The organism is Pseudoalteromonas sp. MelDa3 (genome assembly GCF_002863625.1).
Taxonomy (GTDB): Bacteria; Pseudomonadota; Gammaproteobacteria; order Enterobacterales; family Alteromonadaceae; genus Pseudoalteromonas; species Pseudoalteromonas arctica.
In genome coordinates this window covers 1-12,837 of sequence record NZ_PJBR01000005.1, presented here as the reverse complement: position 1 = coordinate 12,837, position 12,837 = coordinate 1, and the positions used below count along the sequence as shown (strand labels likewise).

The 12,837-nt window shown below is 37.1% G+C and carries 9 protein-coding genes; 4 read left to right on the top strand and 5 right to left on the bottom strand.

Annotated elements, in window-relative coordinates; all coding sequences use genetic code 11:
* Nucleotides 1-170: 170 nt before the first annotated feature.
* Together CXF89_RS01325 and CXF89_RS01320 are read right to left on the bottom strand one after the other, a co-directional pair.
* Nucleotides 171-3,344 carry a TonB-dependent receptor gene (locus CXF89_RS01325; protein WP_121953582.1) on the bottom strand — a complete coding sequence of 1,058 codons (3,174 nt, stop codon included), beginning with the start codon at nt 3,342-3,344 and terminating at the stop codon, nt 171-173.
* Between the two features lie 43 nt (nt 3,345-3,387).
* The gene (locus tag CXF89_RS01320) at nt 3,388-4,242 is read right to left on the bottom strand and encodes a S1/P1 nuclease (RefSeq protein WP_007582418.1); all 855 of its coding nucleotides are present in this window, start codon (nt 4,240-4,242) and stop codon (nt 3,388-3,390) included.
* A gap of 251 nt (nt 4,243-4,493) precedes the next feature.
* Here CXF89_RS01320 and CXF89_RS01315 point away from each other — a divergent pair, with 251 nt between their 5' ends.
* Together CXF89_RS01315 and CXF89_RS01310 are read left to right on the top strand one after the other, a co-directional pair.
* Nucleotides 4,494-5,360 carry a type 2 periplasmic-binding domain-containing protein gene (locus CXF89_RS01315; RefSeq protein WP_121953581.1) on the top strand — a complete coding sequence of 289 codons (867 nt, stop codon included), beginning with the start codon at nt 4,494-4,496 and terminating at the stop codon, nt 5,358-5,360.
* Nucleotides 5,353-6,297 (top strand): hypothetical protein, encoded by a 945-nt coding sequence (locus tag CXF89_RS01310; protein WP_121953580.1) that lies wholly within the window; start codon nt 5,353-5,355, stop codon nt 6,295-6,297. The genes CXF89_RS01315 and CXF89_RS01310 overlap by 8 nt, the downstream gene beginning before the upstream one ends.
* 26 nt (nt 6,298-6,323) lie before the next feature.
* Here the strand turns inward: CXF89_RS01310 and ushA are convergent, their stop codons facing one another.
* Both ushA and CXF89_RS01300 read right to left on the bottom strand, forming a co-directional pair.
* The gene (gene ushA / locus CXF89_RS01305; RefSeq protein WP_121953579.1) at nt 6,324-7,955 is read right to left on the bottom strand and encodes a bifunctional UDP-sugar hydrolase/5'-nucleotidase UshA; all 1,632 of its coding nucleotides are present in this window, start codon (nt 7,953-7,955) and stop codon (nt 6,324-6,326) included.
* A gap of 88 nt (nt 7,956-8,043) precedes the next feature.
* Complete coding sequence (locus CXF89_RS01300) at nt 8,044-8,229, bottom strand: hypothetical protein (RefSeq protein WP_024591811.1); 186 nt, start codon at nt 8,227-8,229, stop codon at nt 8,044-8,046.
* Nucleotides 8,230-8,477: 248 nt separating this feature from the next.
* On the opposite strand from CXF89_RS01300, the gene CXF89_RS01295 reads away from it, so the two are divergent.
* Nucleotides 8,478-9,218 carry a peptidylprolyl isomerase gene (locus tag CXF89_RS01295; protein ID WP_024591810.1) on the top strand — a complete coding sequence of 247 codons (741 nt, stop codon included), beginning with the start codon at nt 8,478-8,480 and terminating at the stop codon, nt 9,216-9,218.
* Nucleotides 9,219-9,285: 67 nt separating this feature from the next.
* On the opposite strand, the gene CXF89_RS01290 is transcribed toward CXF89_RS01295, so the two are convergent.
* Entirely contained in the window at nt 9,286-9,702 is a 417-nt protein-coding gene (locus CXF89_RS01290; protein ID WP_121953578.1) for an MAPEG family protein, read from the bottom strand.
* Nucleotides 9,703-9,940: 238 nt separating this feature from the next.
* Between CXF89_RS01290 and CXF89_RS01285 the strand changes: the two genes are divergently transcribed.
* Nucleotides 9,941-12,823 (top strand): insulinase family protein, encoded by a 2,883-nt coding sequence (locus tag CXF89_RS01285; protein ID WP_121953577.1) that lies wholly within the window; start codon nt 9,941-9,943, stop codon nt 12,821-12,823.
* Nucleotides 12,824-12,837 lie beyond the last annotated feature (14 nt).

The window sequence follows — 12,837 nt, the reverse complement described above, 5'->3', positions numbered from 1 at the left end:
TTGTCTATTTGAGTATTTTTTCGAGCAATAACTCTATATCGGGGTATATATTACGTGGGCTTTATGACAAACATGTGAAATTGGGGTGTGAAAAACAAAAAACCCATTACAATTTTGCAATGGGTTTTGTTAACAAATAACTTAATGTGTTATTACTTACCTATTAAGACTTAAAACTTGTAGCTAATACCAACTTTAGCCTGCCAAGCTGATGACGATGAACTGATTTGCGAGTAATTACGCACATCCGCACCACCAAAGCTGTTGTCTATTTTATATCTACCTTGATCATCAAGACCACCAAAGTCATAAATAGTTTGGTTAGAGTAACCTAAGCGTTTTTCTACACCCCAATCGCTGTTTAGAAGGTTTGCGAAATTATCAATCATTAGATAAACCTCACCAGTGTGACCTTCAGCAAAGCCAGGTATTTCTTGCTTAATGCTAACGTCCATTGTAGTAACCCAAGGTTGCGTTGCTGTATTTTTACCTAAGATCCCACCACGTTGAGATATACCAGCACGCTCTAATAACGGTTCTAACTCAGCCCAAGTCATTTTAGAATCAGCCCAATTTACATTCGGATCATCAGCACCTGTAGGGATATAAGGTAAGTAAGCACCATTAGTGAATAAAGAGCTAGTATCACCTAAGTCTTCATCTTTATACATATTCATTGTGTAACTAAATGGGCGACCTGAACGACGTTCAAAATAAACATTGAACTTGGTTGCATATCCTTCAAAAAATTCAGTGTTATACGCTAAGTTAATTTTAAAGCTGTGCTCAACTTCGTAAAAGCCACGTGCTGCAATATCTTCATTACGATTTACTGTAATATTGTGCTTATAGTTACCTTCTGCCTGAGAAGCTGAACCGGCTGATGATTCTGTAACATCTTGGTGAGCATAGCTTGCCGATACAAACAGGCCATTGTCCCATTGTTTAGCAATACCCGTTGAAATAATAATTGAACGACCTTCATCCGATGAATTAGTCATTTCTATGTCAACATTATCGCCACTGTAAATACTTTGATTGATAACACGTTCGCCGTCCGCTGCTAAGCCTACTGGGTTAATAGACGAATTATGCCATACCGCTTCATTCTCTTTTTTATGGTAAGCAATTTCAGCTTGCCATTTAAAGCCATCACCTAATAGTTCAGAATCAAACTCATATTCAAAACCTATTTGAGTACGAATGCTTGAAGGCAATTTAAAGTCAGGGTCGATATACGCAACGCTACCAGCACCTTGCTCTAATGTATTTTTTATTTCATCAGGAACCTGAGTAATATCAGCTGTGTTATTTGCATAGTAATCATTAATTACATCGTTTTGTGCTGATACTAAAGTAATGCCATCACTTTGGAATGAATTGTTATACCAAACATTTGGAATGCCGCCTTGGAAACGACCAATACCACCATTAATAGTAAGCGCTTCTGTTACGTAGTACTTAAAGCCAACACGAGGAAGTATAATGTCTAGGCCATCAAGATTTTCTTGGTTAGTAAAGCCATACGTATTAGCAAAGTTTTCATTTAGAGTTGGTTTATCATCAGATGATAAACGCTCATAACGAACACCTGCTGTAACTTCTAAATCATCACCTACATAAAAAGTATCTTCTATGTAAAGCGCTAGCTGGTTACGTCTTACATCATATGCTGTATCAGCTGAATCATTAGTGTAAGCATTTTGATAAGAGAAATCATAAGAACCAATTTCACGGTTTTCAAAATTTTCTAAGCTATCAAATTTCCACGTTCCAAGAGAGTTTTGAGCAAACAAGTTATATAAACGAAGTGACTCGTACTGAGCTCCAAAGTTTATTTCATGCTCATCCATTAAATACGTAGCGTCTAACGTAAAAGTTAGATTTTGTGTTTCTGAACGGTTTGCATGGCGGTATTGATCTGTACCAAAGTTGTAAGAAGGACCATTTCGACCGTCTTCCTCAACAGTAATGCTTCCTAAGTTAGAGCGAGTTGCGCTATCAGAGGTAACATCTTTATACGACACACCAATTTCTGTTGAAAAGTTTTCAGTCCAATCAGAGTAAAGTTTAGATGAAAAGTTATTAAACTTAGTTACGTATGCATAAGTGCTTGAAACTAAGGCTATATTATCACCGCCAGTGCTAGAGTTACGCTCATCTTGGTCGTCTTGCCATTGATAAGTGAAATCTAAACGGTGGTCATCACTTGCGTTCCAACTTAATTTAACAAGCAAGTTTTTGTTTGTATCTTCTGGCGCACCGGCTAATGAATCAGTTAAGCCGTATTCATTATTTAAGATAGAAATGAAACGATTATAGTTAGCTTCAGAAGTATTAAATTCATTTGAAGCACCAGAACCGTCAAAGCCGTAATCTAGATCTAATTCACTTGACCATTCTGCATAGTTAACAAAGTAAAACAGTTCATCTTCAATAATCGCTCCACCAACGTTAAAACCAAATCTTTCTTCAGTTTTAATCGGCTCTACTTTATTTGTAGAGTAAGTTTTATGACCTAGCTCATCAAGATTGTCTTCTTGTACAATATTATGAACATCGCCAGCTATCTCAGGAGTAGATATTTCATAAAAGCCAGAGAACTTAAACTCATTTGTACCAGATTTTGTTACTGCGTTAATAGTACCGCCACCAAAGTTACCTTTAGAAGCTGAGAAAGGAGATACATCAACAGAAACTTGTTCAATAGCGTCAAGTGCTACAGGAGGCTGAGAAGTAGGGTAGCCACCAAAGTTCAAGCCAAAGTCATCATTTTGACCAATACCGTCAACTGTTAAACCGTTGGTACGAGGGTTACTACCTGCAAACGTTAGCTCGCCATTGCCATTAATACTGGCAAGTGGGTTTAAGCGCGCAATATCTTTAATGTCGCGATTAAAGCTTGGCATATTTTCAATAGTGTCAGAGCCAAATGTACTGCTAGAGCCACCTGATTGTTGAACAATCTTATAACCAGACACTTCAATCTTTTCGATGTTTAGCGGAGCAAGCTGCGAGCTTAAACGGTAAGTTTCACCAAGGTTCAAGTATATATTTTCAACAGTGGTATCGTTAAACGTATCAGAATCAATGATAACCATGTAAGGACCACCTACACGTAAACCATTAGCGATAAACGTACCACTTTCGTTTGTAGTTAGTTCGCTAATAGTTCCCGTCGGTTGGTGAATTACTTTGATTTTAACGTTTGCAGCACTGCCACCTGAAGGCGTTGTAATTTTACCACGCATTGCAGATGAAGTATCAGCAGCCATTGCGCTTGTAGAAACACCTAGAGCTAAAATTACCGCTCCAGTTAATTTCGAAAGGCGAAGCTTAGTCATAATGTTGATTTCCCGTGTGTAGGTTATATAAATTTAATACAGTTTATTTGTCAGTCGTCATTTTCAGTGCCGTTTCTAACTCTTTTGCAGAAGGGTCAAATAGGGCATTTAGTAATCCAGCTAATCGAATACCCGCTTGTTGTAAGCGCGTCTTTATAATTGGAGTATTGTTATATATGTAGCTATAACCAATTTCGTTGTTGGTATATTTATAAATTTTTGTGGCTAAATTATGAGATTCTTCAACCCATGTCATAGGTGAGCTTTGTAAATACTCAGCAATTAACTCGCTGTTATTTGTATCAATAAATTGTGCGTACTCAGTAAACGATAAATTCTCGTTCTCAACTAACTTTGTATCCCAAAGGCTGTGAAGATTTGTTTCTTCGTTAAAAAATGAAACCTTAATACGGTTGCCACCTCTATCTTCACTTCGACCAGCATGAAATGGTTGGTGACTATCGCCCACCAAATGTACTAAAAAACGTAAACTGAACTGTTTAGCATCTAAGGTGCTATTTTTATCAGTGAGCGTTTGCATTGAATAGTGAATGCCTTCTAGGATATTACTTACAGATTCTTTGTTTTTAGTGTGATCGTGATTGAAGCTGAAAGATTTTCCTGGTGCTGCATTAATATAATGCCAACGAGATGATTGCTTTTGCCAAAACTCGCCAGGGGCAGAGCGCATTTCATCAGGCCACGTTGATATTTGTGCAAGTGATTCACCATCAAGGTAGGGTTGTATTGCCGCTTTAGTTGTTTCGCTTATATGAGATTCTGCAATCTTACCTACAATGCGGTGGCCATTTTGACCCCAAGCATGTGAGTCAGTGCTTGTAAATATTGCACTAATCAAAAGCGCAGAAGATATCGAGTACTTTATATTGCTATGCATTAGAACTTCCTTAATGAATATTTCATGGCGTTGCTACAGGCTAATGCGGTCAATTGTCCTTACTTTTGGTGTTGATAGGAAGGACTCATTAAAATTCATAGTTTCTTATTCACATTACTTTTAAATCAATGGTTTATGTTTAACAGGTAAAATTACTTGTTGTAATAAGTAAGCGAAATTGTTCAAATGCACTATATAGTCTATTTTTGAGTGGCATTGCTTTGAATTTTAAAAATATCGTGTTGCACAAAATGTTAATTGTTACATTTTTGTTTCTATTGTTGGTCGTTACGTGGGTTTGCGGTCAAGTTAGTGTATACAATGATGAATTACACTTTCCAGTTATGATCGAAACCTCAACAGAGTGTCAAACAACTGCAACAAGTAACAAAGGCCAATTAATTGTTTTTACGCAATCAAAAAAAATAGCTAAGTTATTAACACAAAAGTTATGCTCTGATAACGTGGTGGCTAAGCAATATGGCTCTGTAAAAGGGTATTGGGGGTATAGAACGGCAGACAGCTTTGAGTTTGTGGGTAAAGGAATTGCTGACTTAATTTTGGCTAAAAACAATATTATGGCAGCCTTTAAAGCAGAGTCGACATATAACTACCAGCCCGTTGTTGGTTTTTCTGACTACACGGCTTTTTTTATATCTTCTAAAGAAAAACCTCGAGTCACTAAACAATACTTTTTAGATAAGCGCATAGGTTTGCTTGATTATCCGACCAGCCGATCAGGGCATATTTTACCAAAGCAAACGTTTAAAGAGTTGGATATTAATTTAGCCAATTTGAAAATCACTTATGCTAGCTCTCATAACGAATTACGTGATTTACTCGCTAATGGAAAAGTAGATATTATTGCTTCGTTTTGGAAAGAGAGCGACGAAAAACGTTTTTCAAAAAACTATATTACGCCATTGAGTAATAATATTTCTGGAACAAGATGGTATTTAAAAATGCAGCAAAACAACACTGATTTATTATGCGCAGTGCAGGAAAATTTGCTTGATATGTCTAAAGATCAAAGTTTGCATTACTATCAAAACGTCCAGCCATTTTGGCGCTGTGGCGCCAACTTAGTAGGCTTAAAAGAGGAGGCTGGTGATGAGTAAGTATAAGCAATTACTTGTTATTATAAGTTTGTTTTTAATTTTGTCGTCTGTCTTTTATATTTCTGTAACTCAAAAAAGCCAGCAAGTAGCTAAACAAAAAATTACGCAGATAGAAAGGCAAATAGCACTCGACTTACCATTACTCGATTTATCGAATGAGCTGCTAAAGCATTCAGGTAATAAAGATGCAGTTAACAGCTACATTAAAACTTTAAACAGCTACATTAATTCGAACGAGCTCAAAGTTGTTGCTATTGCACCAAAAAACGAGATGGTAACACCTGTAAACTCACACCAAATAATACGTAGTTTGAGCACTAGTAATGGGTTCGTATTAGTTGTATTTAACGTCCAACAAACCCACTTTACATTGAGTCATTTTATTTACTATTTTATATTTTTAGTATTAAGTGTGTTGATTAGTTTTTGGATGAAATTTGCGTTTATTAAACAGAGCAATAAGCAGTTTAATAATGCACAGCATCAATCAATTGTAGAGCCTACGCCGTTGATACTTATTGTTGACCTTAATGATAAAACATTATCAAGTAGTTGTAATACAGAACAAAAAATGTGTTTAGCCAATAAGCCATTGTGCTTTTATTTAGCACTTGTAGAGTATTGTACAAATAACGATGATGTAGCGCTTAGTCATAATAAAGATGTGCCAGAGGAGCTGCTAGAGCTTGCTAACAAGTATTTTTATAGGTTGGTCGAACTCGGCCATACAGTTAGAAAAAGGCCTAACTTTAATAATAGCCTAGAAAAAACCCTGAGCGAAGTACGTGCTGCATTAGATGAAGTACTCAGCGAGTATCCCGAAGAAAAAGAGTTATATTATCCACCTAAAGCATACGGGGAGGGTTCTCGCTCTCGTCTGCATAGTTATGGGCTGGCAAATATTAAAAAGGGCAGTATTGAAATAATAGGAAAGTAACAAGGTTACTTTCCTATTATTAGAGGCTATTTAGGAGTAAATTCAGCCGTTTTAAGAGGGCTGTTTTTTGATATAAAATCTTGAAGTGCTTGGGCATCTGTTTCGTCTGTACTAACAAAGCCTTTTTTATTTGTAAGCGCAGGATAGCCATCACCGCCTGATGCGTTATAGCTATTTAAGCTCATACGGTAAGTTTTATTTTTGTTCAAAGGTTGGCCGTTAATAACAACATTAACTAACTGATTATTTTTACGCTCAAACGATAGTTTATGGTATTGCAAATAAGCGCCAGCATCCGGTGGGAAGCTCGTTACTGTATTTAAATAGTCCCATAAATCACTGCCTTGCCAATCCATGTAAGTAATACGATTTTTAAAAGGATGTACTTTTAAAATATCTTTATAGCTCACTTCACCAGCCTCTATTGAGCTGCGAATACCACCACCACTTATTAGTCCAAAGTCTGCACCCACTACATCCATTTGAGCTTGAATAATTACGCGTGCAAGATTTGTTTGTTGGTAGCGAACTTTGTTTCTGTCACCTTCTAAGCGAGCATCTACTTCACCAATGGTACCTTCAATTTGTTTAGCGCCTTTAGCTTGGTATACCGCTAAATAAGATTCAAGTTTTGAGTCTGGTTTAATGTACTCGTTTGCTAATACTTCTTTAGTTGAGCCATCAGCTTGTACTTTATCTACATACAAATTAACTGGCATCAGTTTGTAGTCTAGTAACGTTAATTTTCCATTTTCAAGCTTAAACTCAGCTTTACCAACATACTTACCCCATTCATGGGCTTGCATAATGTAAGTACCGTTTTGTTGGTCTGGTTTACAGGCAAGACCTGGTTTAAAGCTATCGTCATTTACATTTGTATCGCTCATACATACAGGTTCTTGAGAGTGGCCACCAATGATCATATCAAGCGTGTTTGCAGGAAGTGAGCGAGCAAGTGTTACATCACCGGGTGCGTTGATACCAAAGCTAGCATCAACATAATGACCCATATGAGTCAGGGCGATTGTAATATCAGGGTTGTACTTAGCTTTTATTTCTTTAGCTAGTTTTGCTGTAACATCAACAGGGTCTTTAAACTCTAAGTGCCCAATATATTGAGGATTACCAATTTTAGCTGTGTCGGTTGTTGTTAAACCAATAACAGCAATAGTTAATCCATTCTTTTTGAATATTTTATAGCTATCAAACGCGTGTTCGCCTGATTCCTTTTCAAATATATTGGCTGATAGAAAAGGAAAATTCACCCATTTTTGCTGTTGCTTCAATACATCAATAGGGTTGTCGAATTCGTGATTACCCAATGCCATTGCATCGTAACCAATCAGCGACATTCCTTTAAAGTCAGGCTCTGCTTTTTGTAAGTCTGACTCAGGAATACCTGTATTTATATCACCACCAGAGAGTAGTAATACTGCATGACCTTGCTTTTGAGCTTTATTGCGTAAAGAGTCAATTAACGTTTTGCGAGCGGCCATACCGTATTCGCCTTTTTCGTTTTGCCAAAAACGCCCGTGGTTATCATTAGTATGAAGAACAGTTAAATATTTAGTCGGGGTAGCGCTAAACACGGATTCAGGAGCAGGAGATGTGCATCCAAGTACACTAAAAATAACCGAAAATAAAATAATTATACGCATAAAATACCTATGGATTAAGGTCTACTTAATTTATCAGGCAGCTAGTTTAAACTAGTTCTATGCTAAAAAAACGTACTTATTTTACATTTTATTTGGAAGGGGCTGTTAATTGGTTTGTGGCAGCACGTTCACGACGCTTCAACTCCGTATTCGCATACTCTCGCTTATGGTGATTAGTACCTATCATCCAGGTTAAAAAGCTTGCTGGCAGTTTTGTATAGGGTTCGCCTTTGTGTAAACCAAAGTCGCAAATTGCATGTTTAGTGTGTGGCATTATAAGATCCTGTTGTTTTGTGTTTTTTAAAGGTAACAAAAAGTAGCCATACTCTTAAGATGATTTAATTTTAAATAATTAGATTTATATAGCTAAAAAGAATATAAGTAATGGTATATGTAATTAATTTGTTATCAACACGGTCTAATTTGTATCAACTCTCACTTTAGAATCGATTTTAATCGCCTATGGCATTAATGTGTTAACGCATTAACAATTATCTAAAAATATAACAACAGGAATACAACATGAAAAAACTTTTACTTGGCTCAGTACTCGCCGCAGCAAGCTTTACAAGTGCTGCCACTATTGTCGAAATGAACACGAGCCAAGGTGTCATAGAAATTAACTTGTTTGATCAACAAACACCTAAAACAGTTGCAAATTTTTTAAGTTACGTTCAAGACGATTCATATAACGAAACAGTAATTCACCGCTCTGTTAGTAACTTTGTTATTCAAGGGGGGGGATTTACATTTTCTGACTCGCTAGATGCGATTACCACAAAACCTGCTGTAGAAAATGAACCCGTTTTTTCTAATGTTAAGGGCACCATTGCGATGGCTAAACTATCGGGTAATGCTGATAGTGCAACGAGCCAGTGGTTTTTTAATATTACAGACAATAGTGCAGCACTTGATACCCAAAACGGTGGCTTTACTGTGTTTGGACAAATTACTGCAGCAAGCCAATCAACGTTAGATAAAATTGCAGCATTAGTACACTGTGGTGAAACACCCGTTGTTGGTATTACTGCTGAACAATGTGCAAGCACTGATGTAACAATTAGCAGTGCTAATTTAGTGACTATTCAAAATGTGGCGATAATGGATGATGATCCTAATTCAGCCGCAGGTCTTACTGTTACTGAAAATACGCTAATTGATTCTAACTCATCAACAGATTCTAGTAGCAGTTCTGGCGGCGGGTTAATTTGGCTGTTAGGTGCTTTTTTACTTGCGGTTCCTCGTTTAAAACGTGCTAAATAATTAAAATTAATGGTAATGTGGATGGCGTAAACCAGCCGCCCACATTACCATTATTAAACTTTGCTATTTAAAGTAACACTCGCCAAACCATCGCTAGCCAAATTGAAAACACACAAACACAACCTAGTAAAAACACTTTAAAACGTGCTCGTACGTTATTTTCACCTAAATGAATAACACTATGCACAATACGTGTTGCTACAAATAAACAGGCCAGTACAGCCACAAGTGTACTGGCGCTATTTAGCTGTAGTGCAAGTAAACATCCCGCGTAAAAAAGTACAGGTATTTCAAACTGATTTGAAAAGTTTCTATCTGCAACCCTGACAGTGTCGCCAGCCTTATCTAACTGCATTGTTTTAAAATCGCTTAAATCAAGCTGTTTGTTTTTAGCTGCTGCAAAGCGCCTTTTACCCATAATGAGCATTACAACCAGTGAAAGCGTAACTTGTGCAAACATGGCAAGTATGATGATTTTTTCCATTGTTTTTCCTTATTATTATTTAGAGTTTGTGTATCTTTTTATATTGAATGATTTTTAATCTCGAAGGTTGGCAGACTCGCAACTAATAGCCGATTATGAAGACATTTTTCACAATGTGTTACACAAAATAGCGTTATTTTGTAGAAAGTTATTAATTGAAAATGTTAGTTTAGCTTAACTATATTGCTTTGAATTGGCGCATGCTATTTTGCGCAATACTTTTTAATGGAAAACAAAAATGAAAAAGATTATTGGTTTTAGTGCTATCGCACTTGCAGTTTTAAGTGGTTGTTCAAATACAGCTTCGGTTTCTGTGGCGCCTCCGGCCTCTTTATTATCAGACACGTTAGTTGTAAGCCCTAACGATAACCGCGAATATAAAACACTTAAATTAGCAAACGACATTGAAGTTATTTTAGTGTCTGATCCGGGTGCTGAAAAGTCAGCAGCGGCACTTAGTGTAGGTGTAGGTTTACTCCACGACCCGATGTCGCAACAGGGTATGGCGCATTATTTAGAACACATGCTGTTTTTAGGCACTGATCGTTACCCAGATACAAAAGGGTATTCTGATTTTATGACCAAGAATGGTGGCGCGCACAATGCGTATACTTGGCTCGATATTACTAATTACATGTTTAAAATTAATAACGACGCGTTTGATGAAGGGCTAGACCGTTTTGCCGACTTTTTCAAAGCACCTAAGTTATACCCTGAATACACAGACAAAGAAAAAAATGCAGTAAACGCAGAGTGGTCAATGCGTCGCGAAATGGACTTTTTTGGTCAATTTAAACTCGCGCGTAAAATGATGGGCGATCACCCCGCTAATCGCTTTTTAATTGGTAACCTAGAAACACTTGGTGACAAAGAAAATAGTTCTCTTCACAAAGAAACGGTTGATTTTTATAATAAATATTATTCTTCAAATGTTATGAAAGTAGCGCTTATTTCTAATTTACCTATTGCTGAAATGGAGCAAAAAGCACAAAAATACTTCGCTGATATAAAAAATAAAAACATCGAAAAACCAGCAGTAACTGCAAAACTTGATTTTGATAACGCTGGCGGAAAACGCGTGTTTTATGCACCAAATGAAGATGTAAAACAGCTACAACTTGATTTCACCATTGCTAATAATAATAGCGAATTCGCGCTTAAACCAAATCGATTTGTAGCGTATTTACTAAGTAATGAAATGCCGGGCAGCCCAGCGCAACTGCTTCGTGACAAAGGGTGGGTATCTCAGTTGTCAGCTTCAGCTGCACCAAATCAATATGGTAACTACGGGTCATTAAACGTAAACGCAGAGCTTACAGATGAAGGCATGAAAAATCGTGATGAAATAGTTGCAACTATCATGCAGTACATCGATTTAATTAAAAAAGAGGGCGTTGATAGCAAGTACTTCAACGAAATTCGTACATCACTAAATAACCAGTTTAAGTTTTTAGAAAAAGGTGATGAGTTTAATTATGTAAGTTCACTTACACAAAGCATGCAAGACTATCCGTTAAATCACGCTATTAATGCACCTTACTATTATGCAAAATTTGACGCTGATGCTGTAAATAAAGTACTTGAGCAGTTAAATGCCGATACTCTTCGTATTTGGTATGTATCGCAGCAAGAAGAGACAGACTCACAACTACACTTTTACGACGGTAAATATCGCATCAGTGACATTAGCGAACAAGAGATTGCAAGCTGGAAAAAACCAAGCGAATTTAAGTTAGCACTACCGACTGTAAACAATTTATTGCCTGAAAATTTTGCAATAAAAACTCAAGCATTTAAAGAGCAAAAACATCCTGAGCTTGCTTACGATAAAAATGGTGTAAAAGTATGGCGCCAAGCAAGTCAAAAATTTGCAGAGCAGCCAAAAGGGCTTGTCGAAGTTTATATAAATACTCAACCAGGTTTGAACGATATTAAAGCAGAAGTACTTTATTCTGTTTGGGCTGATTTATACAATATTCAACAAAGTCAGTTAAGTACCGAAGCAGCAATCGCTGGTATGAGTGTAGGCCTTGCGCCGAGTAATGGTCTTGTTTTATCTATGAGTGGTTTCACAGACAAACAAAATATATTGCTTAAACAAGCTTTAACCGGATTAAAAGCCGATGAAACAGCACAAGCATTTAGCCAAGCAGTTGATCGCTTTAAACGTAATTTACTAAACCAACAAAAACAGTTTCCGTATGCACAAGCATTTGGCGAGTATTCAAAACTAACGCGTACAGGTGGTTTTGATACAGACGCGCTTATTAAAGCCGCTGACTCAGTGAGTGTTGCCGACTTAGCACAATTAAAAACAGCTACGTTTGCACAAAACGATTTACGCGTATTTAGTTACGGTAACTACAATCAGCAAGATATAGACGCGATTGCAGACGAATTAAGTGCAACGCTACCAAGCAACCATAAACGCAGTGAATTTGCGCGCAGCAAAGCGTGGTTACCACAACCGGGCGAAACGCTGGTACTGCAAAAAGATATTGATGTAGCTGATGTAGCGGTGGTTGATATGACCGTTCACCCTGTTGCGGGTTACAAACAAAAAGCAGAGGCGGCTGTATTACAAAGTCACTTTAGAACAGTTGCGTTTGATAAAATGCGCACTGAGGAGCAACTTGCATATGCAGTAGGTGCATTAGCTCGCCCAATCGAGGATTACTCTGCAATTGGTTTGTATATTCAAACACCGGTTAAAGGTCCTAAAGAAATACAAGCTCGTTTTGATAAGTTTAAAAAAGAATACGCAGTTGAACTTGATAACATGAGCGAAGAGACTTTTGAGCAGCTTAAAAATTCAACCCTAGTATCGCTTAAAGAGCAGCCTAAAAACTTAAGTGACGAAATGAGCCCACTTATAAACGATTGGTACCGTGAAAACTTTACCTTTGATTCTAAGCAAAAGCTGATTGATGAAGTTGAAAAAGTAACGCTTGCAGATATAAAAGACTACTACAAGCAAACAATGCTTAATCCTAATGCCGCACGTTTAAATGTGCAATTACGTGGTACTAAGTTTATAGAAAGTGACTTTGCCGATTTACCAAATCAAACTAAAATCACAACGCTTGATGCCTATTACAATGGTATTAAACTACAAAAATAAGCTTTATTTATACA

Excerpts from the sequence above, each read along its gene's own strand:
- CXF89_RS01325 (WP_121953582.1), bottom strand. The coding sequence starts at position 3,344 with ATGACTAAGCTTCGCCTTTCGAAATTAACTGGAGCGGTAATTTTAGCT.
- CXF89_RS01320 (WP_007582418.1), bottom strand. The coding sequence starts at position 4,242 with ATGCATAGCAATATAAAGTACTCGATATCTTCTGCGCTTTTGATTAGT.
- CXF89_RS01315 (WP_121953581.1), top strand. The coding sequence starts at position 4,494 with ATGTTAATTGTTACATTTTTGTTTCTATTGTTGGTCGTTACGTGGGTT.
- CXF89_RS01310 (WP_121953580.1), top strand. The coding sequence starts at position 5,353 with ATGAGTAAGTATAAGCAATTACTTGTTATTATAAGTTTGTTTTTAATT.
- ushA (WP_121953579.1), bottom strand. The coding sequence starts at position 7,955 with ATGCGTATAATTATTTTATTTTCGGTTATTTTTAGTGTACTTGGATGC.
- CXF89_RS01300 (WP_024591811.1), bottom strand. The coding sequence starts at position 8,229 with ATGCCACACACTAAACATGCAATTTGCGACTTTGGTTTACACAAAGGC.
- CXF89_RS01295 (WP_024591810.1), top strand. The coding sequence starts at position 8,478 with ATGAAAAAACTTTTACTTGGCTCAGTACTCGCCGCAGCAAGCTTTACA.
- CXF89_RS01290 (WP_121953578.1), bottom strand. The coding sequence starts at position 9,702 with ATGGAAAAAATCATCATACTTGCCATGTTTGCACAAGTTACGCTTTCA.
- CXF89_RS01285 (WP_121953577.1), top strand. The coding sequence starts at position 9,941 with ATGAAAAAGATTATTGGTTTTAGTGCTATCGCACTTGCAGTTTTAAGT.